Source organism: Methylophilus luteus (assembly GCF_042676265.1).
GTDB classification, from domain to species: domain Bacteria; phylum Pseudomonadota; class Gammaproteobacteria; order Burkholderiales; family Methylophilaceae; genus Methylophilus; species Methylophilus luteus.
The window spans coordinates 1,067,785-1,088,862 of sequence record NZ_JBHTKB010000001.1; the positions used below are offsets into that span (position 1 = coordinate 1,067,785).

Here is a 21,078-nt window from a genome sequence, read left to right on the forward strand (position 1 = left end):
ACTGTTAACAAACGCATTTCGCGTGTGTTAAGCTCTTAAAGTAAAACTTTCATTCTACCTGCAAACCCTTGCTTCATCAATGAAACAGGCGAGCAGATCATGCTGGTTCAGGCAGATGCAAGCTTTTATTTTTGAATGTTTAGAGATGATCACCGCGCATGAAATTACACCTGCATAAAAGCGAGCAGCAATACCAGATCAATGGCGTAGACAGCCAGGCCATCACCATCAATCAGCAGCCATACACGCAGTCGCTGATCATCAGTGATGACGCGCTCACTACCGACTGGTTCAGTGGCGCGTGGGAGACTCTGGATGCGCAGGCACTGGCAGCGATTCTGGCGTTCAAGCCGGAGGTGGTGTTACTCGGCAGTGGTGACAAGCAACGTTTTGTGCACCCCAAACATCTGCAGGCATTTCAGGCGGCACATATCGCGGTCGAATGCATGACCACTGCCGCCGCTTGCCGTACCTTCAATATACTGACCGCAGAAAGTCGTAAAGTGGTGGCGGCCTTATTGCTCGAAAAACATCTGACCCCGTAATAGCATAATAGCTTACACTGGTGCGGCTGTCATATCACTGGGGCTTTAAAGTCACCAGCACTTCATCTGCCGTGATGCGAAGATCAGTCGGCTGGTAATGCGTGCCGCCATACACCAGCTCCTCCGGTTTCACCTCATATAACACCAGTTGATTCAACCACTTGCTGCCTGCTTCCTTGGCCAGCTGCTGCAGCATGCCATTCCATTGGCTATTGGCACCGTCCAGCTGTATGGCTTCTATCGCAGGCTGATCCAGGATCACCGCATTGCGCGCCGCATCGAATTTAAGCAGCCCGGACAAGGTCGCCTTGCCGGTCGCCGTGTTTGCCAGTAACTCACTGCCTATATTGGCGTCCATGCTGGTATGTATCCTGCCAGTGGCCGGGTCCAGCGTCACCAGTGCGTTGGAGAGCTGCACATGGAACATCTTCTTCACCGTGAACGGTTTTTCCAGCTTGCTGTTCAGCTTTTGCTGGATCTGGCTGGCACTCATGCGCACTGTGCGTTCACCCATCATGGTGGCACACTGGCTGAGTAAAATGACCACCAGCAACGCTGAAAAAATGTTTTTAAAAAGACGCATTTGTAAGCCCTATTTAACACTTGCAACATTCATCAAAAATTCGCATTCGCTGCATATGCTTACAGTAAGATAGCGCGCGATGCATAAAAATGACACTCTAAATCCTGAACTGAAACATGCCGCGAGCACTGAATCCGGCTTCACCCTGGTCGAACTGGTGGTCGCGCTGCTGGTCATCTCGGTGCTTGCAGCCGGTGCTTATTCGCGCCTGGCAAACACCGATACCCAGGCCAGGCTGGCATCGTTACAGTCTTTCAAAGCCACCGTGCTGTCGGTCGCCGCCATGGCAAAAGGCATGTGTATCTCTGACCCGCAATGCGATATCGATCAATACCAGACGACCTCCTCTACCACCATAGAAGGCAAACCCATTTTGTTCACCGGCAGGTACCCGGTCGGTTTGGCTCCCCACGGCGCCGGCGGCCTGGACCAGTTGATGATGCCTGGCAAATTCACCATACAGCCTGCACTTTCTGACACCAATCGTGCCACCTACTTTCTGGCAGGCGCGCATGACGAGCGTCATTGCAAACTGGAATATAGCATCACTTCAGCACAGTCCAACCCATCTGTGCTATCAGTAACAGTAGACAGCAGCGGCTGTTAAGAAAATCCTGCAGCGGGAAAAAGCGGCGGCTAAAAAAGATAAAGTGTGCCCCTGGTTTTCAGGAACACACTTTCGGCTTAGTAGGGACTAGACGCTAGAGGCTAGAGATTTTTGGTTGACAGTGTCAGGGTGGCGTTAGTGCCACCAAAGCCAAAGCTGTTTGACAATGCAGTCTCTATTTTTGTAGCCGTGATAGGCTGGCGCACAATATTCAAGCCTTCGGCTGCCGGGTCCAGGTTATCGATATTGGCAGAAGCCGCAATAAAACCATGCTGCATCATGAGCAAGGTGTAAATCGCCTCGTTGACACCCGCTGCACCCAATGCGTGACCAGACAGTGACTTGGTCGAAGCGATGGCGGCCTTGCTTTCGCCGAACACGGTGCGTATCGCTTCCAGCTCTTTGGTATCGCCTACCGGGGTGCTGGTGCCATGGGTATTGATATAATCGATATCATTGATGTCTAGCCCCTGCAGCGCCTGCTGCATACAGCGCACTGCGCCTTCACCGCTAGGCGCAACCATGTCGTAGCCATCCGAGGTCGCACCATAGCCTACTACTTCGGCATAGATATGCGCACCGCGCGCTTTGGCATGTTCGTACTCTTCAAGCACCACGATGCCACCACCACCGGAAATCACGAATCCGTCACGGTCTGCATCATAAGTACGTGAAGCTTTGTCCGGAGTTTCGTTATATTTGCTGGACAGCGCGCCCATGGCATCAAACAGATAGCTCATGGTCCAATGTTCTTCTTCGCCACCGCCGGCAAACACGATATCCTGCTTGTTGAGCTGGATCTGCTCAACCCCTGCGCCTATACAGTGCGCACTGGTAGAACAAGCAGAGCTGATACCGTAATTGACGCCCTTGATCTTGGCACCTGTGGCCAGGCAGGCGACGATGCCGCTGCTCATGGTCTTGGTCACCATATAGGGGCCGACGCGGCGTATGCCTTTTTCTGCCAGGGTATTAGTGCCTTCCAGCATGCTTTCGGTAGACGTGCCACCGGCACCGACGATCAGGCCGGTACGCACATTGGAAACCAGGTCTTCCGGCAGTTTGGCATCGGCGATCGCTTCCTGCATCGCCAGCCAGGCATAGGCATGGCCTTTCGCCATAAAGCGCAACAGTTTGCGATCTATCAGTGCTTCGACATCCAGATTTTTAATAGAGCCAGCCACATGCGAACGCAAACCGCGCTCAGCATATTCCGGTTGATAGGTGATACCGGAACGGCCAGCTTTCAGGCTGTCCAGCACTTCCTGTTTGTTATTACCAAGACTGGATACGATACCAAATCCTGTAATCACTACGCGACGCATTGCGCCTCCTTAGACTTCAACACTATAACGACTTCTAGAAATTATCCGTGGTAGTAAACAAGCCTACACGCAAATCACTGGCATTATAAATCTCACGGCCATCGATTTCCATGCGTGCATCGGCAATACCCATGACTAATTTACGCATGATCACACGCTTGAGATCAATGTGGTAACGTATCATTTTAGCGGTAGGCAATACCTGTCCGGTAAACTTGACCTCACCTGAACCCAGCGCGCGACCACGACCCAGGCCACCTTTCCAGCCCAGGAAGAAACCTACCAGCTGCCACATGGCATCCAGACCCAGACAGCCTGGCATCACCGGGTCACCGGTAAAATGGCACTGGAAAAACCATAAGTCAGGGCTGATATCCAGCTCGGCAATGATCTCGCCCTGGCCGTATCTGCCACCTTCGTCAGATATTTTAACTATCCGGTCAAACATTAGCATTGGCGGCAAAGGCAGTTGTGCATTGCCCTCACCAAACATCTCACCCCGGCCACAGGCCAATAGTTCTTCTTTACTGAAACTGCTTTTTCCAGACATGGAATTCGTGGACATGTAATTTTAATTTTTTTGATAAAACAATATTTTCGCCGGAAATCGCGTTTAGTCAAAGCTTTTTGTCAGAGCAAGAATATACAGACCTGTATACTTTTAGCAAAAACCTAGGTAAGATTCCCGAAATTGTTACGGAATTTTACATATTGGAAAGTGTCTTTGCATAAGGGTTTAAGCGATAATCTGCGACAAATGCCTGTTAAGAAATTACAATTTAGTTACAATTAACCTTCAAAAAATTATATTACGTCAGGAAATCAGCAATGCATGATCAACAACTAGCCGATTGGCGGGTACACGCGTTAAAACTTGAATCAGAAGTCAATAAAGTGGTGGTCGGCCAGGAAAGCCCGGTGCGTTTGATCACCACGGCAGTGTTTGCCCGTGGCCATGTATTGCTTGAAGGCGATGTAGGCGTAGGCAAGACCACATTGTTGCGTGCATTCACCCGCGGCATTGGTGGCGGATACCAGCGTATCGAAGGCACCATAGACCTGATGCCTAACGACCTGGTCTACCACACCTACCTCGGTGAAGACGGCAAGCCGCATGTGAGCCCGGGGCCGTTGCTGATGTCCGGTCAGGACTTGTCCATCTTTTTCTTTAACGAGATCAACCGTGCCCGCCCGCAAGTGCACTCGCTGATGCTGCGGGTGATGGCAGAACGCACCCTGACCGCTTTTAACAAAGAACATTATTTCCCGCACATGCTGGTGTTCGCTGACCGTAACCAGGTCGAAAGAGAAGAAACCTTTGATATCCCGTCTGCGGCGCGTGACCGTTTCATGATGGAGATCCCTATCGTGGTGCCGCCTGCGCACGACATCATGGAATCACTGATCTTTGATACGCGCTTTCATGATGTGGATCAGCTGATAGGCAATGTAGAGGCCCATATACTCAAGTTCGACCAGCTCAACAGCTTTGCCAAAGTCATACAGGAAAACATCACTGCCAGCCCTGCCCTGCGTAAATACGCATTGAACCTGTGGTTGGCCACCAAAGACCCGCTGGCTTACGGCATCAAGGTCTCCAACGTGGATATGAAACGCCTGGTATTGTCCGGCGCCAGCCCGCGCGGCATGGGTATGTTGCTGCGTGCTGCACGTGTCAATGCCTGGCTGAACGAGCGCGATGCGGTAGTGCCTGAGGATATTCATGCCGTGTTCCACGAAACCATCGCCCACCGCCTGGTGTTCAGCCCGGTGTATGAGATGCGCCGTACCGAGATTGCGCGCGAGATGCTGTCCGGCATCGTCAATGCTGTGTCTGCGCCTTAAGCCACGCCTGAACTGACGCAGCTTATGGACTACATCAAGGAATTCAGCTACCACATCAGCTGGCGCTCACGCTCCCGCCGCCCTGGTCGCCATAAAAGTAACCAGCGCGGCATGGGCATGGAGTTTCGTGGGCATACCACCTTGCTTTCCTACCCTGACCCGCGCCGTATCGATATACGCCAGACCATACGCGACCCTATGGAACAGGTTTATGTGCGCATTTTCAACCAGAAAAGCGCCACACCGGTGTTTGTCATGTGTGACCTTTCTGGCTCTATGCAGTATGGGGTGCCGCATACCAAGTTGACCACCGCCGCACAGATCACGCGTTCGGTGGCGCAATCCGCGACCCGTAACGGCGACCCGGTGGCGTTTGTCGGTTTTGATGACGAACTGCGTGATGAATGGCTGAGCACCCTCTCCGCCCGGCCGCATAGCATGCTGGAACTGGCCGACCGCCTGGAAAACCATCTACCGAACGAGGTAGGTGCCGGCGCATTGCTGGAAAGTGCCCGCCTGCTGCCGCGTGAACGGGCACTGATCTTTCTGGTATCAGACTTTCACATGCCGCTGGAACACCTGGAAGAGACCCTGTTACTGATGCTGCGCCACCATATCGTGCCGGTGGTGTTATGGAACAGCACCGAATACAAGGACCTGCCGGAGTTTGGTATCACCAGCATCAACGATCCGGAAACCGGCGAACGGCGTACCCTGTTCCTGCGCGCCTCTTATCACCAGCGCATACTGGATACCTTTGCCGCCAGACGCCAGGCGATAGAAGATATATTTATGAAATTTGATATGCAGCCATTTTTTGTGGAAGACACGTTTGACGCAGACCTGCTGTCCGACTACTTCCATCAATATGTGACTGTCTGAGGAATGCGATTGATGAAAGCGCCTAAATCCCTGTTCACCTGTTTGCTGCTGGCGGTATCACTATGCGCCGCGCTGCCTGCCAGTGCCGATGTCACCTTGCCCAACGTAGACAATAAATATGTCACGGTCAAGGAGATCAACCCTACGCGTGACGCCGGTTATGTGGTCGGCGACAAACTGGAACGCACCATCATACTCACCGTTAAAAAACCTTATGAACTGGTGCGCGAATCGCTGCCTATCGTCGGTTATGAGCACCGCTATCGCGGCCAGGTGTCTGGCGTTGAACTGGCTGGTATCAGTGTAGAAGAGGAAAAATTCTCCGACCGCAGCGAGCACACTATCCACCTGGTCTACCAGGTGTTCAAGTCCGGGCGCGTGGTCAGGCCAGCCATACTGCGCGGCGAGATCGTCAAGCTGCGTCACAACGGCAAAACAGAACTGCGCCAGTTACGTTTTCCGTCTTTCAATTTCCGCACCTCACCACTGTCTATCTATGGTGAAGTCAACCTCAAGAGTGAGATGAGCCCGCTGATCCCGCCTTTCACCATCAGCACGGTGAGAGAAGAGCAAGCCCTGAAAATAGCGGCGGCGGTGCTGGCGCTGAGCCTGCTTGGTTTACTGTATATACTGGGTGCCCACACCTGGTTGCCACGCATGGGGGGTGCCTTTGCCAAGGCTTATCGCAAAGTAGGCAAGCTGCCTGACAATGAAGAAGGCCTGCAACAAGCCATAGGCGTAGTACACCAGGCCATACAGCAGGTGGCCGGGCACAGCGTGTTCAGCAACAATGTAGAACAATTCATACAGGAAAAACCCGCCTATCAACCGGCCCGGGCCGAGATTGAGCGTTTCTTCAACCTCTCGCGCCAGGTGTTTTTTGATGCCAAGACCACGCCGGAACTCGGCATGCCGGCCAAACAATGGTTGCGCAAGTTTTGCCGTCATATGCGCGATTGCGAACGCGGCCTGACACCAGATTTACAAGCAGGGGCGAAATAGCATCATGGCATTCACTCACCCCTGGGTACTGTGGGCATTACCACTGGCGTTGCTGCCATTGCTGCTGGAACGCTCACACAGCAAACATTATTCGTGGATAGGCCTGCTGCCGCCTGACCCTTTATCCAGCATCATAGGGCTGTTATTAAAAGCGCTGGCCGCACTCAGCATATTGTTTGTGATCTTAGGCCTGGCCGGGCCACATACGCTGGAACAAAAAGTCCTGCGTACCGGTATAGGCGCGCAGATAGGCCTGGTGCTGGACCGCAGCGCCAGTATGGATGATGCTTTTGTCGGCGATAAGGACGGCCATATAGGCGAGACCAAGTCGGTAGCGGCTGCGCGTATCATCACCAACTTTATTAAAGGACGCCGCAATGACATGATGGGCGTCATCACCTTTAGTAACTCGGCCATGTATGTATTGCCGCTGACCGAGAACAAGGAAGCCGTGCTGTCTGCCGTGCAGGCCACAGCAGGCAACTCGCTGTTCCAGACCAATATCGGTGGCGGCCTGACCAGTGCGGTAGAGTTGTTCAAAGACGTGCCTGACTCCGGTTCACGCGCCATCATACTGATCTCGGATGGTGCCGGCCGCGTCAGCGATATGGTACAGCAGAAGCTGCGTGACTGGCTGCAACGCTACAACATAGGTTTGTACTGGATAGTGTTGCGCCAGCCAGGCGGCATCACCATTTTTGACCCCAAGTACACCGCCAGCGGTTATGACGGCCATATGCCTACCGAAGTGTTGCTGTACCAGTACTTTCAGACACTGCGCACCCCGTTCAATGCTTATGAAGCGTCTGACCCGCGCTCACTGGAAACAGCGATCGCCGACATCAACAGCAAAGAAAAAAAACCAATTCAATATATGGAAAAAGTCCCCGGCCATGATTACACCAATGTGTGTTACTGGATCGCGATCGTCATGATCGCCTTTCTGCTGGCGGTTAAATATCTGGAGATCAACACATGGCGCTCAGCGTAAAAAAACTGGTCACAGGCCTGATCGTGGTCGCAGTGGCCGCCACAGTCACCATGGCTTATTCCTGGCAACGCATACAACAGGCCAGGGCATTCAATGCAGCCATCACCACCGCAAAAACTCCGCCAACCGACCAGCAGAGTTTTGAAGCCAAATATGCAGTGGCTTACTGGCTGGCAAAGAACGAGCGCTATAAAGAAGCCACCCTGCTGTTTGCCAAACTGATAGATGGCACCACGCCTGTGCAACGCGCCGCTATCCTGCATAACATAGGCAATATGTTCTTTCTCAAGGCGATACAGGTCACCGGCGGCAACGACAATAACACGCGCGATGAGGTGGAGTACCTGCTGACGCAGGCCATGACCTCGTATAAGAGCGCGCTCAAGGCAGATAACAGCCACTGGGGCACACGCCGCAATTACGACCGCGTGCTGAGCTTGCTGCCGGAAAAACCGACTCCGGGTGTGGGCGAATCCGATAATCCCGGCCTGATCATGGGCAATATCCCCAATGGTCTGCCTTAATCGCTGGCACTATACAAACTGAAAATATGAATATCTGGCTCAGACGATTTATCAAACACCGCGACTCTGTCCTGCTAGGGCTGGCGCTGCTATTCCTGCTGGGCGCTATTTTGCGCCCCAGCATCCCTTTCAAGCACAATATCTACACCTATTTTCTGGTGGCCGATATTTCGCAGAGCATGAATACCAAAGATATGGTCATCCGTGGCAAAAAAGTCACGCGCCTGGCCTATATGCAGAACATGATGCATGAGGTGGTCGGCTCCCTGCCCTGCGGCACCAAGGTCAGCATAGGCTTGTTTGCCGGCAACTCGGTGGCCGCCATGTATTCGCCTATCGAGATCTGCCAGAACTTTGCCGCTATCCAGGACACCATAGAACATCTGGATTGGCGTATGGCCTGGTCAGGCAACAGCCGCCTGCGTGAAAGTTTGTTTGTCACGGCCAAAGTGGTGCGTGGCCTGTCAGAGCCAGCGCAGGTGGTCTATTTCACCGATGGTGAAGAAGCGCCCAAACTGCATGCCTTCAACACCAAGAACCTGGAAGAGTTTCAGGGCGGCGATGACTGGATCTTTGTCGGCATAGGCTCAGAAGAAGGCGATGCTATCCCCAAGCTCAGCGAAGATAACCAGGTGATCGGTTACTGGTCTAACGAAAGTTTTGCCATGCAGCCTGGCATCGCGCAGATCTCGGAAAGCACCCTGGGCGTGCGCGATGACAACGTGGCCGGCGACAACGACCGCTATATCTCAAAAATGGCGGCTGAATACATGCAAAGCCTGACCCAGGAGATAGGTGCCAAATATATCAAGGGCGACAACAGTTACAACGTGCTGCAAGCCATGCGTGCACAAAAGCCCGCCCGCAGGGATATCGCGCCGCTGCCGCTGGGCTGGTTGCTGGCGACCCTGGCCGGATTATGTATAGTTGGCACTTATGCCAGCCGCCACCCGCTACGGCAGATCAAACAGAACCTGAAGATCTATCATCATGAGATCAGGTCCAGACTATTCACCCGCAGTGAGGCGATCGCGCACGACAACCATTTTCAGTAATTTTTTTGTTAACGCCTGATTTACCTCGGACATCCTAGGCCAGTGATGCAGGCACATCATGAACGAAATACCGCATGGCGGTTTTCCGGGGATACACCATGAACACTCACTGGCTCAAATACTGGCTTAAACATAGAGACAGCTGCCTGCTCGCAATGGCTTTATTCTGTTTACTGGGTGCCATCCTGGTGCCTACTGTGCCTATAAAGCGCAACGTACATACCTACTTTCTGATTGCTGACGTCACCCAGAGCATGAATGCCAAGGACGTGTCGCTCAACGGCCGCACTGTCAGCCGTTTAGACTACACCAAGCACATGATGCATGAGATCGTGGCCCAGCTGCCCTGCCACACCCGTCTCAGCATAGGCTTGTTCGCCGGTGATGCAGTGGCGGCGCTATATACCCCGCTGCAGGTGTGCCAGCATTTTTCGGCCATACACGAGACCATAGACCACCTGGACTGGCGCATGGCCTGGACCGGCAACAGCCAGTTACGTGAAAGCCTGGCGATCACGGCCAAACTGCTGCGGCAGATGCCGGAAGCGACTAAAGCGGTCTATTTCACCGATGGCGATGAAGCGCCCCTGCTGCATGCGTTCAACACGCGCAATCTCAGAGGTTTCCAGGGTGGTGATGGCTGGTTCTTTGTCGGCATAGGTTCGGATAAAGGCACAGGCATACCCAAACTGACCGAAGACAACCAGATGATAGGCTACTGGTCGAATGAAAGTTTTGCCGTGCAGCCCAATGTCGCGCAGGTGACTGCCAGCAAAAGCAGCGGCCGCGACGACAGCGTGGCACTCGCTGATTATGACCGCTTTATTTCCAAGCGCGACGGCCCTTACCTGCAGAAACTGGCGCAGGAGATAGGTGCGCAATATATCCGCGGCGATGATACCTACGAGGTGCTGCAAGCCATACAAGCGCACAAATCACCGCGGCATGAAGTAGTGCCATTCTCTATCGCCTGGATACTGTCTACGCTGGCTGGCCTGTGTCTGCTGGCGACCAGCATACACCGGGATTCCATACGCCAGTTCAGGCATGCTTTCGGCCTCTATCGCAAGCAGGTAAGAGCCAGGTTGTTTGCCCGCAGTGAATCGGTGGCGCACGACAATCATTTTCAGTGATGCCGCAAGCTGTTATTCACGCAGGCCCCAGTTCAGCCACACCCGCATCGCCTTTTGCGCGGCTGGCTCTGCCTGGTCAAACAAGATCAGCAGCCGCCTGGGGCGTAGCAGCCGCCACAACTTGTCAGCTAACACCTGGCAATGCGGTTCTGCCACTGACGGCGGCGATGGCAGGTAAACTATATGCAACACCATCAGGCCATGATGCACCACACTATCCGGCAACACCAAGATCTGCCAGCGCTGGCCAGATGCATAACTCACGCTCATCTGGCCAAACACATCCACCTGCAGGGTCTGCACACTGAATCTCCAGCGCGTGGCGACCAGTTGCGTCCATTGCCAGCCACAGGCGAGCCCGTAGAGAGTAGTCAAGGCGAACGCCCATGCCACGGGCAGGCAAAGCCAGACACTGGACAGCACCGCCATTGAAAATAGAGACCACCATCCCCATAAAAATTTAGAGGGATGAAAGCGCAATACAATTTCAGTTGGTAGAATAGGTTTTTTCATCAAGTCTGCATGCAGCCGATTGATACCCCATCATTCGCGCCCCTAAGGAAGGTCTTTTATGTCCAACGCAACTATTTCCAGCGCAACTATATCCAGCGCAACCTGGCAACAATTCTTAATTTCACAAGGTGCCCAGTTCAATGCAACAGGTGAAGCTGTCTTTACTACACCGGCAGCGCCTGCCTCCGGCCAGTTATTCGATCTGTCTAGCCATGGTCTGATCGCAGTCAGTGGCGCGGATGCGCTGACATTTTTGCAAGGCCAGTTCACCAATGATATTAAGCAGCTGTCACAAGCCGCGCAATTCACCGGTTACTGCACGGCAAAAGGCCGTTTGCTGGCCCTGTTTTATGCTTTTAGCATCAATGAGACTATTTACCTGCAATGCCCGCGTGCATTGATTGCGGCGCTGGTCAAACGTTTGCGCATGTTCGTCCTGCGCAGCAAAGTGGTGGTTGAAGATGCCAGTGAACAGTTTGTCATCCTTGGGCTGGCAAGTGCTGACTCAGCAGCGCATATTCAACATCTGCCGCTGCATGCACACCAGTACAGCCAAACGCCTTTGGGCAGCCTGATCCGCCTACCGGACAGCCACGGCAAACAGCGCGCGCAGCTGATCGTTGAATCCGCCCAGGCTGAAGCTGCCTGGAAAACCCTGGCGGCCAGCTTTAACCCAACCGACAGCGAGCAATGGGACACGCTGGAGATACAGGCCGGTATCCCTCAAGTATATACAGCTACCCAAGAGCAATTTGTACCGCAAATGCTGAACCTGGATGCGCTGGATGGCATCAACTTTAAAAAAGGTTGCTATACCGGCCAGGAGATAGTGGCACGCACCCATTACCTGGGCAAAGTAAAACGCCGCACCCTGCTGGCGGCCTTGCCGGAAACGGCAGTTGCGCCCCAGGTGGGCGATGCGGTGCTGGATGCCAAACAGCAGGAGGCAGGCCAGTTAGTACGTGTGGCAGCCAACAAACAAGGTGGCTGGTGGTTGCTGGCAGAATGCAGGCTGGAAGCCAGAGCTGCAGGCAGTATCTATTGGCAGGAGTATGAACTGGCGTTTGCGGAATTACCGTATACGCTGGCATAAACTGCAGCTTGCAGAACTGTATCTTGCAGAAACAAAAAATGGCGCATCATGCGCCATTTTTTGTTTAAAGCTTTAATCTCAATCAAGTACTGCTGGCGGTGTTTCTGAGCCGGGTGCCGGCGTTTGTTGCGTGGGCGTTGCTTGCGTGGGGGCAAGCGGCGGCAGCACGGCTTCTTTAGGAGGCGTGGCGGTGATGACGCTGGCAGGCGCGGCAGGGTTAGGGTTCTTGCGCTGCATCACCTGGTAAAACACTTCGTCCTGCTTGATCATGCCCAATTCACTGCGGGCACGTTCTTCTACCGCTGACTGGCCCTGTTTCAGGTCACGCACTTCAGCGCGCAAAGTCTCATTACGCTGGCGGTAATAATCATTGCGCTTTTCATGTGCCTGTATCTGCTGTGAATACTGCCAGACACGCAACCAGCCGCCCTTGCCCAGCCACAATGGATATTGCAGCAGGGCAATCAGCACTACCAGTACTATGGTCAGTTTGCGCACATCGGCCTGTGTAGCAGTGGCTCAATTATTTGAATAATTGATAGAAAGCAGACAAGCCGGCATAACTGGTGGCATCGCCCAACTCTTCTTCAATACGCAGCAACTGGTTGTACTTGGCGATACGCTCAGAGCGGCACAGCGAACCGGTTTTGATCTGCAAAGCGTTGGTGGCGACAGAGATATCGGCAATGGTGGTATCTTCTGTTTCGCCAGAGCGGTGAGAAACCACAGCGGTGTAGTTTGCACGTTTTGCCATCTCAATGGTCTGGAAAGTCTCAGTCAGAGTACCGATCTGGTTGACTTTGATCAGCACAGAGTTAGCCACGCCTTTCTGGATGCCTTCACGCAGGATCTTAGGGTTGGTCACAAACAAGTCATCACCTACCAGCTGGGTGGTTTTACCCAGGCGTTTTGTCAGCAGATCCCAACCTGCCCAGTCGAATTCGTCCATGCCATCTTCGATGGTAATGATAGGATATTTGCCAGCCAGATTAGCCAGGTAGTCGCTGAATTCAGAGGAAGTCAATGAAGCGCCTTCTGACTCCAGGTGGTATTTGCCATCTTTGTAGAACTCGGTACTGGCGCAATCCAGGCCCAGGTAGATATCTTTGCCTGGCTCATAACCTGCAGCTTCAATCGATTCCATGATCAATTGCAAGGCAGACTCGTTAGATGGCAGGTTAGGTGCAAAACCACCTTCATCACCCACTGTGGTAGCCAGACCTTTGTCATGCAGTGTTTTCTTCAGGGCATGGAAGATCTCGGCACCAGCACGCAAGGCTTCGCGGAAAGTCGGCAGGCCAGCCGGCACTATCATAAACTCCTGAATGTCTACCGAGTTGTCAGCATGCGCGCCACCGTTGATGATGTTCATCATAGGTGTAGGCAATTGCATGAATGCAGAACCGCCCAGGTAACGATAAAGTGGCAAACCACTTTCTTCAGCAGCAGCACGCGCACAGGCCATAGATACACCGAGGATGGCATTGGCACCCAGACGGTCTTTGTTATCTGTGCCATCAAGCTCTATCAGTGTTCTGTCGATAAAGCTTTGCTCTTCAGCATCCAGACCCAGAATGGCTTCAGTGATCTCGGTATTGACGTTTTCAACCGCAGTTAATACACCTTTGCCCAAATAACGGCTTTTGTCGCCATCACGCAGCTCGACCGCCTCTTTTGCACCGGTCGACGCGCCTGAAGGTACCGCAGCACGGCCGATGACGCCGCTTTCCAGCAACACATCCACTTCAACGGTCGGGTTGCCACGTGAATCCATGATCTCGCGGGCGATAATATCTACAATTGCGCTCATACTATTTTCCTTATGTTTTTCTAACTTAAAACTTTACGAATATCTGCGATGCCTGGTGCAGGCAGGGCTTACAGCGTTTGTTCTGCAAAGCCTGCTTTTTTCACCAATTTGTCCAGATCGACCAGTAAATGCAATAAATCTTCCATTTTGCCTAATGGCCAGGCGTTAGGGCCATCCGACAGCGCCTGGCTAGGGTCAGGGTGAGTCTCCATAAACACGCCGGCGATGCCACTGGCCACCGCAGCACGCGCCAGCACTGGCACAAACTCACGCTGGCCACCGCTTTTTTCGCCCTGCCCGCCCGGCTGCTGCACCGAATGCGTGGCGTCAAACACCACCGGGCAATCGGTTTCACGCATGATGGCCAGGCCGCGCATATCAGAAACCAGGGTGTTATAGCCGAACGAAGCACCTCGCTCGCAGACCATGATATTGTCCGCACCGCCATTGGCTTCCTTGGCTTTGTTCACTACCTGTTTCATATCGCCCGGAGCCAGGAACTGGCCTTTCTTGATATTGACCGGTTTGCCGGATTGCGCACAGGCGACGATAAAATCAGTCTGCCGGCACAGGAAAGCCGGTGTTTGCAGCACATCGACCACCGCCGCCACATGCGGCACCTGCGCTTCGGTATGCACATCGGTCAGGATAGGCACATTCAATTGTGCACGCACGTCATCTAGTATCCTCAGGCCTTCATCCATGCCAAAACCACGGAAGGTCTTGGTCGAGCTGCGGTTGGCTTTGTCATAAGACGATTTATAGATAAAAGGCACGCCCACGCGTGCCGCCATCTCTTTTAACTGGCCGGCAGTATCTATCGCCATTTGCTTGGACTCGATCACACAAGGCCCGGCAATGATAAACAGTGGATGTTGCAGACCCACCTCAAAACCACATAACTTCATAATGTTCCCTATCTGCTTATTCTGGTTCTGCTTATTCAGGCCTGGCTTTTGTTTTTCTGGGCCAGCGCAGCTTGCACATAGGCTTTAAACAAAGGGTGGCCGTGTCTTGGATTGGAAGTGAATTCAGGGTGGAACTGGCAGGCGACGAACCACGGGTGCTCGGTCTGCGGCAACTCTATCATTTCACACAATTCTTCACGCGGCGTACGTGCTGAAACCACCAGTCCTGCTGCTTTGAGCTGGTCTACATAATGGTTGTTGACTTCGTAACGGTGACGGTGACGCTCATTGACCTCACTGCCATAAATGCTGGCCGCCAGCGTGTCAGGCTCTATAGGCGAGCTTTGTGCGCCCAGGCGCATGGTGCCGCCGAGGTCAGAATGTTCATCACGTTTTTCGATCTTGCCGGTGGCATCCTGCCACTCGTCGATCAGGCCTATCAGCTTGTGTTCTGTGGCCGGGTTGAATTCAGTACTGTTGGCATCGGCCAGACCCGCTACATTGCGTGCGAATTCGATCACTGCCAGCTGCATGCCCAGACAGATGCCCAGGTAAGGCACTTTATTCTCGCGCGCGAATTGAATCGCCTTGATCTTGCCTTCGGTACCACGCACCCCAAAACCGCCTGGGATCAGGATGGCGTCCATGCGGTTCAGGGCGTCGGTGCCGGATTTTTCTATATCTTCACTGTCTATATAGTGGATTTTGACTTTGGATTCAGTGTGTATGCCGGCGTGTATCAAGGCTTCGGTCAATGATTTGTAAGACTCGGTCAGGTCAACATATTTACCGACAAAGGCGATATCCACCTGCGCTTTAGGATTGGCCACCGCATAGGTGATCTTCTGCCAGGCAGACAGATCGGCAGCCTTGGCCAGGATATTCAATTTATGACAGACGATCTCATCCATCATCTGCTCATGCAGCAAGCCAGGGATCTTGTAGATAGAGTCGCTGTCGATGGCGCTGATCACCGCCTCGAAAGGCACATTGGTGAACAATGCGATCTTGCGTTTTTCATCTTCCGGGATCTCGCGCTCGGCGCGGCACAACAGGATATCCGGCTGGATACCGATCTCGCGTAGCTCTTTGACTGAGTGCTGGGTAGGCTTGGTTTTCAACTCGCCTGCAGTCGGGATCCACGGCAACAGTGTCAAATGCACGTAGCAGGCGTTGTTCTTGCCTTCTTCAAAACCCATCTGGCGTATGGCTTCCAGAAAAGGCAGCGACTCAATATCACCTACCGTACCGCCGACTTCAACGATGGCGACATCGGCGCCTTCGGCACCGCGCTTGATATGGGATTTGATTTCATCAGTAATATGCGGGATCACCTGTACGGTTTTACCCAGGTATTCACCGCGCCGCTCTTTCTTGATCACGGTTTCGTAGATCTGGCCGGTGGTAAAGTTGTTGCGCTTGGACATCTTGCTGCTGATAAAGCGCTCGTAATGCCCGAGGTCGAGGTCGGTTTCCGCGCCATCATCGGTGACGAACACTTCACCATGCTGAAACGGCGACATGGTGCCAGGGTCAACGTTGATATAGGGGTCAAGCTTGAGCATGGTCACTTTGATGCCACGCGATTCCAGAATAGCGCCCAGACTAGCCGCTGCGATACCTTTTCCAAGAGAAGAAACTACACCGCCGGTTACGAATACATATTTGGTCATGGATGAGGTACTTTGAGATTGTTGCAGACGGGAGAACATTTTACCGTAAAGCCCCTTCGCCCACAATGAAGCAAAGGGATAAAATCTTGCACACACTCGCTAATCCGCACAGACAGGCATACAATCAAGCCATGTCTCACTACCAGTCTAACTCGCCTGCCCTGTGGGAAGCCTTATTGCCCAGCCCGCATAGCAACAGCCATAAATACAGCCGTGGCTATGTGCTGATCCAGGGTGGATACCCGGTCACAGGTGCCGCCAGACTGGCAGCATTAGCCGCCGCGCGCAGTGGTGCCGGCATCACGGCGATCGCAGTGCCTGCAGCGGCCCTGGCCATTTATGCCAGCCAGCTATTGAGCATCATGGCCAAACCCTATGCCAGCACGCTGGATTTATACGCACTGATCCACGACCCCAGGATAGGCGCTTTCCTGATCGGCCCCGGTGCCGGCGCCAGCAAGGAAACACGCGAAACCACACTGACCATGCTGCAGACCGCCAAACCGGTGGTGATAGATGCCGATGCCCTGACCGCCTTTGCCAGAAAGTCAGATAGCTTGAAAAAAGCCATCCTCGGCCAGTGCGTGCTGACGCCGCACGACGGCGAGTTTGAAAAGTTGTTTGGTTTGCAGCCAGCAGATCAGCTGCCTGAACGCATCGCGCAGGCCCTGGTTGCCGCCAGGCAAACCAATGCCATCATTTTGCTAAAAGGCGCAAACACCATTATTGCAGCACCTGATGAGCGCGTCATCGTCAATGAAAGAGCGCCCGCCACGCTGGCCACCGCAGGTGCCGGCGATGTACTGGCAGGCTTGATCACCGGCTTGTTAGCGCAAGGCATGCCGGCATTTGAAGCGGCGGCTGCAGCGGTATGGCTGCACAGCACAGCCGCTGAACTGCATGGGATAGGTTTGATCGCTGAAGACCTGCCGGGCTTGATCCCGGCAGCATGGCGCCAGCTAACGCCTTGAAAACCTGATTCTTAAATTGCAAGAGAGGGTCAGGAGAGAATATGGTGCTGATCAGCGGCTACGCACTTTGTTTTTCAGCAACTGGCTTTGTTCACGCTTCCAGTCTTTTTCACGCTCTACATCGCGTTTGTCGTGCTGCTTCTTGCCTTTTGCCAGGCCGATCTGCACTTTCACCCGGCCACGCGTGAAATGCATGTCCAGCGGCACTATGGTGTAACCGGCACGTTCCACCTTACCGATCAGCTTGCCTATCTCTTCGTTATGCAACAGCAACTTGCGCGTGCGTATCGCGTCCGGGCGCACATGCGTAGAAGCCGCACCCAGCGGGGTGACATGGCAGCCTATCAGGTAGATCTCGCCACTCATGATCACCACATAGGCTTCTTTGAGGTTGATGCGGTTATCGCGTATGGCCTTGACTTCCCAGCCTTCGAGCACGACACCGGCCTCGTACTTCTCTTCAATAAAGTAGTCAAAAAACGCTTTTTTATTTTGCGCGATGGTCATAACGCTGGTTTGCCGGCTTAAATCACTTAAAATAGCATTTTAACCCAAAACCAAACTCCGTTCCGGCGCTATATATAATAATGGCTCAAGTAGAAAAAACCGTATTGGTCATGCACTCCTGCGCCACCATGTTTCAACTGGTGGACGCGGTAGAGGATTACGCCAGCTTTTTACCATGGTGTGGTGGCAGCGAGGTGACAGAGCGCACAGAACAGGTGACCCAGGCGACTATTCATATCCGCTACCACGGCATAGTGCAACACTTCACCACCCGCAACCACAAACAGTTTCCGCACCAGATGGATATCACCCTGGTGGATGGCCCGTTCAAGCAGCTGACTGGCCACTGGCACTTTACCCCCTTGCGTGAAGATGCCTGCAAGATCGAATTCAAACTGGAATATGTATTTGCCAATGGTCTAATAGAGCGCATCATCGCGCCGGTATTCAGCCATATCGCCAATACTTTTGTCGACAGCTTTGTCAAACAGGCCAACAAGCTTTATTCCAAATGATGACCGACTCCATGCGTGAAACGCTTGCTGAGATGATGACAGTGGAGGTGGCTTATGCACTGCCGCAAAAACAGTGGCTGATCGCAATCACTGTCGCCAGTGGCACTACTGCGCTACAGGCTGTTCAACAATCAGGGCTGTTAATGCAATTTCCTGAAATAGCCATAGAGAAATGCAAGATAGGTGTATTTGGAAAAGTAGTTCAGCGCGACCAGGTACTGCAAGCCATGGACCGGGTTGAAATCTACCGGCCATTGATCGCCGACCCTAAACAGGCGCGCAGATTAAGAGCTGCGATTAAGAACACTGTTGCTGAGAAGAAGCAGGCTGCCAAAACTGGTCAGCAAAAACGTAAAAGCAAGTGACAGTGCTAAGGTCAGCGTTCGTCAGCTGGACAATTTTCGTCAATCTCGAACTGGGCGCGGGCCAGATTCTCCCGGATCTGCTCATCGCTTAAATACTCTTTTTCACCGAACTCGTTGACGTTTTGCATGCGTCCGCCCACCGCATAATTGCGGTAATTAGAACGTGCGGCGGCACAGTTTTGCGCTTTCATGCGCGTTTCTGCAGCCAGGGCCACCGCCGCAGCTTCATCTGAGAGCGGCTTGCGCAACTGGCCTTTTCCGGCCGCAGTTTCTTTATCTGCCGCGGCAGCTGGTACATCCTCTTTATAAGCATCGGCGCGGGTCAGCGGGTATTCACTGGAGACTTTTGTGGCTTTGATCTGCTGGGCAGCCTGCTTACCTGCCGCGGGCGGAACGTCTGAATAATTCATCACTCCTTTGGCATCACGCCATTTATAGATCTCGGCGTGCGCGGATATATGCAACAGGCAAATCATGCATACGATATTCCGAATCACTTTCATTAATCTCACGTTCAATTCCCACATTAACAGTCTATGCCCATGTCCAGCATTCGAAATAGCCATGCATAAACCATGCCAGAGAGAGCTGTTTTAGCGGCAAAAAACACAAAACGCTTTGTCAAGCTAAAACGAAATCGGTATAATTATATTTTGGAGATAAGGATTCCACATGCGTTTGTTGCAACAAGCTCTAACCTTTGACGATGTTTTACTCGTTCCAGCCCATTCTACCGTGATGCCTCGTGATGTCAGCTTGCGCACAAAACTCACAAAAAGCATCACTTTAAACATCCCCCTGCTTTCTGCCGCCATGGACACCGTGACGGAAGCCCGCATGGCCATTGCACTGGCACAGTTGGGCGGCATGGGTATCATCCACAAGAATATGTCTATAGAGATGCAGGCCTCACGCGTCTCGCGCGTCAAACGCTTTGAATCCGGCGTAGTGATAGACCCGGTGACCATACACCCGGCAATGACAGTGCGCGAAGTGATAGAACTGACCAAGCATCATAAAATCTCCGGCTTGCCCGTATTGCAGGATGGCAAGGTGGTAGGCATAGTCACCAACCGTGACCTGCGTTTTGAGACCAACCTGGACCAGGCTGTGAGCAATGTCATGACCTCGCAAGACCGCCTGGTGACAGTGCGTGAAGGTGCCAGCCGTGAAGAGATCATGGGCTTGCTGCATAAACACCGCCTCGAACGCCTGCTGGTGATAGGCGAGCAATATGAGCTCAAGGGCCTGATCACCGTCAAAGACATACAAAAATCCAGCGACCACCCGCTGGCCTGTAAAGATGAAAAAGGTCGTTTACTGGTCGGTGCTGCCGTCGGTGTCGGCGACGGTACTGATGAACGTATCGCCGCCCTGGTTGAAGCAGGTGTGGATGCTATCGTAGTGGATACTGCGCATGGCCACTCACAAGGCGTGCTCGATCGCGTGAAATGGGCCAAGACCCGTTACCCGCAACTGCAAGTGATAGGCGGCAATATCGCCACTGCCGATGCCGCACTGGCACTGGTAGACCACGGTGCCGATTGCGTCAAAGTGGGCATAGGCCCCGGCTCTATCTGTACCACCCGTATCGTGGCTGGTGTCGGTGTGCCACAGATCACTGCCATCAGCAATGTGGCTAAGGCGCTGGAAAAATCCGGCGTACCGTTTATCGCCGATGGCGGTATACGTTTCTCGGGTGATATTTCCAAAGCGATCGCCGCGGGTGCCAACAGCGTGATGCTGGGTGGCATGTTTGCCGGCACTGAAGAAGCGCCTGGCGAAGTCGAGTTATACCAAGGCCGTTCTTATAAGTCTTATCGCGGCATGGGCTCCATAGGTGCCATGCAAAAAGGCTCTTCTGACCGCTACTTCCAGGACAACACTTCTAACGCGGACAAACTGGTGCCAGAAGGCATTGAAGGCCGCGTGCCTTACAAAGGCAGCGTACTGGCAGTCGTGCATCAACTGATGGGCGGCCTGCGTGCTTCCATGGGTTATGTAGGCTGCTCCACGATCGAAGACATGCGCAGCAAAGCCGAATTTGTACAGATCACCAGTGCCGGCATGCATGAATCGCATGTGCACGATGTTCAGATCACTAAAGAAGCACCGAACTACCGTATTGATTAAGTTAACTGTCAAACACTAAACCTGGCCACAGAGGACACAGAGGACGCAGAGATTTTTCTCTGAACCCCCTGTGTCCTCTGTGCACTCTGTGGCTAAAA

Annotated in this window: 24 protein-coding genes; 14 read left to right on the forward strand and 10 right to left on the reverse strand. The window is 53.2% G+C overall.

Going from position 1 to position 21,078, the window contains the following annotated elements:
• Window positions 1-158 precede the first annotated feature (158 nt).
• Window positions 159-545, forward strand: a complete 387-nt coding sequence (locus ACFQ1Z_RS04830; RefSeq protein ID WP_379056049.1) for an Mth938-like domain-containing protein — start codon at window positions 159-161, stop codon at window positions 543-545.
• Between the two features lie 34 nt (window positions 546-579).
• Here ACFQ1Z_RS04830 and ACFQ1Z_RS04835 read toward each other — a convergent pair whose 3' ends face one another.
• Window positions 580-1,128: a DUF1439 domain-containing protein gene (locus tag ACFQ1Z_RS04835; protein WP_379056050.1), complete on the reverse strand. Its 549-nt coding sequence runs from the start codon at window positions 1,126-1,128 to the stop codon at window positions 580-582.
• A 79-nt stretch (window positions 1,129-1,207) separates the two neighbouring features.
• Between ACFQ1Z_RS04835 and ACFQ1Z_RS04840 the strand changes: the two genes are divergently transcribed.
• Window positions 1,208-1,735, forward strand: coding sequence for a prepilin-type N-terminal cleavage/methylation domain-containing protein (locus tag ACFQ1Z_RS04840; protein WP_379056051.1), 528 nt, complete (start codon window positions 1,208-1,210; stop codon window positions 1,733-1,735).
• A gap of 101 nt (window positions 1,736-1,836) precedes the next feature.
• Here ACFQ1Z_RS04840 and fabB read toward each other — a convergent pair whose 3' ends face one another.
• Together fabB and fabA are read right to left on the reverse strand one after the other, a co-directional pair.
• Window positions 1,837-3,060 (reverse strand): beta-ketoacyl-ACP synthase I, encoded by a 1,224-nt coding sequence (fabB, locus tag ACFQ1Z_RS04845; RefSeq protein WP_379056052.1) that lies wholly within the window; start codon window positions 3,058-3,060, stop codon window positions 1,837-1,839.
• 34 nt (window positions 3,061-3,094) lie between these two features.
• Window positions 3,095-3,610: a 3-hydroxyacyl-[acyl-carrier-protein] dehydratase FabA gene (gene fabA, locus ACFQ1Z_RS04850; protein ID WP_379057173.1), complete on the reverse strand. Its 516-nt coding sequence runs from the start codon at window positions 3,608-3,610 to the stop codon at window positions 3,095-3,097.
• Between the two features lie 278 nt (window positions 3,611-3,888).
• Between fabA and ACFQ1Z_RS04855 the strand changes: the two genes are divergently transcribed.
• From ACFQ1Z_RS04855 to ACFQ1Z_RS04885, 7 genes are all read left to right on the forward strand, one after another.
• A complete protein-coding gene (locus tag ACFQ1Z_RS04855; RefSeq protein WP_379056054.1) occupies window positions 3,889-4,905 on the forward strand; it encodes an AAA family ATPase in 1,017 nt (338 codons plus the stop codon).
• Window positions 4,906-4,929: 24 nt separating this feature from the next.
• Complete coding sequence (locus ACFQ1Z_RS04860; RefSeq protein WP_379056055.1) at window positions 4,930-5,787, forward strand: DUF58 domain-containing protein; 858 nt, start codon at window positions 4,930-4,932, stop codon at window positions 5,785-5,787.
• A 12-nt stretch (window positions 5,788-5,799) separates the two neighbouring features.
• Window positions 5,800-6,789, forward strand: coding sequence for a hypothetical protein (locus tag ACFQ1Z_RS04865; protein WP_379056056.1), 990 nt, complete (start codon window positions 5,800-5,802; stop codon window positions 6,787-6,789).
• A gap of 4 nt (window positions 6,790-6,793) precedes the next feature.
• Window positions 6,794-7,780, forward strand: coding sequence for a vWA domain-containing protein (locus ACFQ1Z_RS04870; protein WP_379056058.1), 987 nt, complete (start codon window positions 6,794-6,796; stop codon window positions 7,778-7,780).
• Complete coding sequence (locus tag ACFQ1Z_RS04875; RefSeq protein WP_379056059.1) at window positions 7,765-8,304, forward strand: hypothetical protein; 540 nt, start codon at window positions 7,765-7,767, stop codon at window positions 8,302-8,304. The genes ACFQ1Z_RS04870 and ACFQ1Z_RS04875 overlap by 16 nt, the downstream gene beginning before the upstream one ends.
• A gap of 26 nt (window positions 8,305-8,330) precedes the next feature.
• Window positions 8,331-9,359 (forward strand): VWA domain-containing protein, encoded by a 1,029-nt coding sequence (locus ACFQ1Z_RS04880; protein ID WP_379056061.1) that lies wholly within the window; start codon window positions 8,331-8,333, stop codon window positions 9,357-9,359.
• Window positions 9,360-9,457: 98 nt separating this feature from the next.
• A complete protein-coding gene (locus ACFQ1Z_RS04885; RefSeq protein WP_379056063.1) occupies window positions 9,458-10,492 on the forward strand; it encodes a VWA domain-containing protein in 1,035 nt (344 codons plus the stop codon).
• Window positions 10,493-10,504: 12 nt separating this feature from the next.
• On the opposite strand, the gene ACFQ1Z_RS04890 is transcribed toward ACFQ1Z_RS04885, so the two are convergent.
• Entirely contained in the window at window positions 10,505-10,867 is a 363-nt protein-coding gene (locus ACFQ1Z_RS04890) for a hypothetical protein (protein ID WP_379056065.1), read from the reverse strand.
• 196 nt (window positions 10,868-11,063) lie between these two features.
• Between ACFQ1Z_RS04890 and ygfZ the strand changes: the two genes are divergently transcribed.
• Window positions 11,064-12,098, forward strand: a complete 1,035-nt coding sequence (ygfZ, locus tag ACFQ1Z_RS04895; RefSeq protein WP_379056067.1) for a CAF17-like 4Fe-4S cluster assembly/insertion protein YgfZ — start codon at window positions 11,064-11,066, stop codon at window positions 12,096-12,098.
• A 78-nt stretch (window positions 12,099-12,176) separates the two neighbouring features.
• On the opposite strand, the gene ftsB is transcribed toward ygfZ, so the two are convergent.
• The 4 genes from ftsB to ACFQ1Z_RS04915 all read right to left on the reverse strand — a co-directional run bounded on the left by ftsB (window position 12,177) and on the right by ACFQ1Z_RS04915 (window position 16,489).
• Window positions 12,177-12,596 (reverse strand): cell division protein FtsB, encoded by a 420-nt coding sequence (gene ftsB, locus ACFQ1Z_RS04900; RefSeq protein WP_379056068.1) that lies wholly within the window; start codon window positions 12,594-12,596, stop codon window positions 12,177-12,179.
• Between the two features lie 25 nt (window positions 12,597-12,621).
• A complete protein-coding gene (gene eno / locus ACFQ1Z_RS04905; protein ID WP_379056069.1) occupies window positions 12,622-13,908 on the reverse strand; it encodes a phosphopyruvate hydratase in 1,287 nt (428 codons plus the stop codon).
• Between the two features lie 68 nt (window positions 13,909-13,976).
• Window positions 13,977-14,816, reverse strand: a complete 840-nt coding sequence (kdsA, locus tag ACFQ1Z_RS04910) for a 3-deoxy-8-phosphooctulonate synthase (protein WP_379056070.1) — start codon at window positions 14,814-14,816, stop codon at window positions 13,977-13,979.
• A 35-nt stretch (window positions 14,817-14,851) separates the two neighbouring features.
• Entirely contained in the window at window positions 14,852-16,489 is a 1,638-nt protein-coding gene (locus tag ACFQ1Z_RS04915) for a CTP synthase (RefSeq protein ID WP_379056071.1), read from the reverse strand.
• A 131-nt stretch (window positions 16,490-16,620) separates the two neighbouring features.
• Between ACFQ1Z_RS04915 and ACFQ1Z_RS04920 the strand changes: the two genes are divergently transcribed.
• Window positions 16,621-17,460, forward strand: coding sequence for an NAD(P)H-hydrate dehydratase (locus ACFQ1Z_RS04920; protein ID WP_379056072.1), 840 nt, complete (start codon window positions 16,621-16,623; stop codon window positions 17,458-17,460).
• Window positions 17,461-17,511: 51 nt separating this feature from the next.
• Here ACFQ1Z_RS04920 and smpB read toward each other — a convergent pair whose 3' ends face one another.
• The gene (gene smpB, locus ACFQ1Z_RS04925; protein ID WP_379057175.1) at window positions 17,512-18,000 is read right to left on the reverse strand and encodes an SsrA-binding protein SmpB; all 489 of its coding nucleotides are present in this window, start codon (window positions 17,998-18,000) and stop codon (window positions 17,512-17,514) included.
• 47 nt (window positions 18,001-18,047) lie between these two features.
• On the opposite strand from smpB, the gene ACFQ1Z_RS04930 reads away from it, so the two are divergent.
• Together ACFQ1Z_RS04930 and ACFQ1Z_RS04935 are read left to right on the forward strand one after the other, a co-directional pair.
• The gene (locus ACFQ1Z_RS04930; protein WP_379056074.1) at window positions 18,048-18,482 is read left to right on the forward strand and encodes a type II toxin-antitoxin system RatA family toxin; all 435 of its coding nucleotides are present in this window, start codon (window positions 18,048-18,050) and stop codon (window positions 18,480-18,482) included.
• Window positions 18,479-18,847 carry an RnfH family protein gene (locus tag ACFQ1Z_RS04935; RefSeq protein WP_379056076.1) on the forward strand — a complete coding sequence of 123 codons (369 nt, stop codon included), beginning with the start codon at window positions 18,479-18,481 and terminating at the stop codon, window positions 18,845-18,847. Before ACFQ1Z_RS04930 ends, ACFQ1Z_RS04935 begins: the two co-directional genes overlap by 4 nt.
• Before the next feature lie 11 nt (window positions 18,848-18,858).
• On the opposite strand, the gene ACFQ1Z_RS04940 is transcribed toward ACFQ1Z_RS04935, so the two are convergent.
• Window positions 18,859-19,350 carry a DUF4124 domain-containing protein gene (locus ACFQ1Z_RS04940; protein WP_379056077.1) on the reverse strand — a complete coding sequence of 164 codons (492 nt, stop codon included), beginning with the start codon at window positions 19,348-19,350 and terminating at the stop codon, window positions 18,859-18,861.
• A 169-nt stretch (window positions 19,351-19,519) separates the two neighbouring features.
• On the opposite strand from ACFQ1Z_RS04940, the gene guaB reads away from it, so the two are divergent.
• Window positions 19,520-20,980 carry an IMP dehydrogenase gene (guaB, locus tag ACFQ1Z_RS04945; protein ID WP_379056078.1) on the forward strand — a complete coding sequence of 487 codons (1,461 nt, stop codon included), beginning with the start codon at window positions 19,520-19,522 and terminating at the stop codon, window positions 20,978-20,980.
• Window positions 20,981-21,078: the final 98 nt, after the last annotated feature.

Coding starts and splice junctions, on each gene's coding strand:
- ACFQ1Z_RS04835 (WP_379056050.1), bottom strand. CDS start 1,128: ATGCGTCTTTTTAAAAACATTTTTTCAGCGTTGCTGGTGGTCATTTTA.
- ACFQ1Z_RS04865 (WP_379056056.1), top strand. CDS start 5,800: ATGAAAGCGCCTAAATCCCTGTTCACCTGTTTGCTGCTGGCGGTATCA.
- ACFQ1Z_RS04855 (WP_379056054.1), top strand. CDS start 3,889: ATGCATGATCAACAACTAGCCGATTGGCGGGTACACGCGTTAAAACTT.
- kdsA (WP_379056070.1), bottom strand. CDS start 14,816: ATGAAGTTATGTGGTTTTGAGGTGGGTCTGCAACATCCACTGTTTATC.
- ACFQ1Z_RS04860 (WP_379056055.1), top strand. CDS start 4,930: ATGGACTACATCAAGGAATTCAGCTACCACATCAGCTGGCGCTCACGC.
- ACFQ1Z_RS04830 (WP_379056049.1), top strand. CDS start 159: ATGAAATTACACCTGCATAAAAGCGAGCAGCAATACCAGATCAATGGC.
- ACFQ1Z_RS04915 (WP_379056071.1), bottom strand. CDS start 16,489: ATGACCAAATATGTATTCGTAACCGGCGGTGTAGTTTCTTCTCTTGGA.
- ACFQ1Z_RS04840 (WP_379056051.1), top strand. CDS start 1,208: ATGCATAAAAATGACACTCTAAATCCTGAACTGAAACATGCCGCGAGC.
- guaB (WP_379056078.1), top strand. CDS start 19,520: ATGCGTTTGTTGCAACAAGCTCTAACCTTTGACGATGTTTTACTCGTT.
- ACFQ1Z_RS04880 (WP_379056061.1), top strand. CDS start 8,331: ATGAATATCTGGCTCAGACGATTTATCAAACACCGCGACTCTGTCCTG.
- ACFQ1Z_RS04930 (WP_379056074.1), top strand. CDS start 18,048: ATGGCTCAAGTAGAAAAAACCGTATTGGTCATGCACTCCTGCGCCACC.
- ygfZ (WP_379056067.1), top strand. CDS start 11,064: ATGTCCAACGCAACTATTTCCAGCGCAACTATATCCAGCGCAACCTGG.
- ACFQ1Z_RS04935 (WP_379056076.1), top strand. CDS start 18,479: ATGATGACCGACTCCATGCGTGAAACGCTTGCTGAGATGATGACAGTG.
- ACFQ1Z_RS04870 (WP_379056058.1), top strand. CDS start 6,794: ATGGCATTCACTCACCCCTGGGTACTGTGGGCATTACCACTGGCGTTG.
- fabB (WP_379056052.1), bottom strand. CDS start 3,060: ATGCGTCGCGTAGTGATTACAGGATTTGGTATCGTATCCAGTCTTGGT.
- ACFQ1Z_RS04940 (WP_379056077.1), bottom strand. CDS start 19,350: ATGAAAGTGATTCGGAATATCGTATGCATGATTTGCCTGTTGCATATA.
- ACFQ1Z_RS04885 (WP_379056063.1), top strand. CDS start 9,458: ATGAACACTCACTGGCTCAAATACTGGCTTAAACATAGAGACAGCTGC.
- fabA (WP_379057173.1), bottom strand. CDS start 3,610: ATGTCTGGAAAAAGCAGTTTCAGTAAAGAAGAACTATTGGCCTGTGGC.
- ACFQ1Z_RS04875 (WP_379056059.1), top strand. CDS start 7,765: ATGGCGCTCAGCGTAAAAAAACTGGTCACAGGCCTGATCGTGGTCGCA.
- eno (WP_379056069.1), bottom strand. CDS start 13,908: ATGAGCGCAATTGTAGATATTATCGCCCGCGAGATCATGGATTCACGT.
- ACFQ1Z_RS04920 (WP_379056072.1), top strand. CDS start 16,621: ATGTCTCACTACCAGTCTAACTCGCCTGCCCTGTGGGAAGCCTTATTG.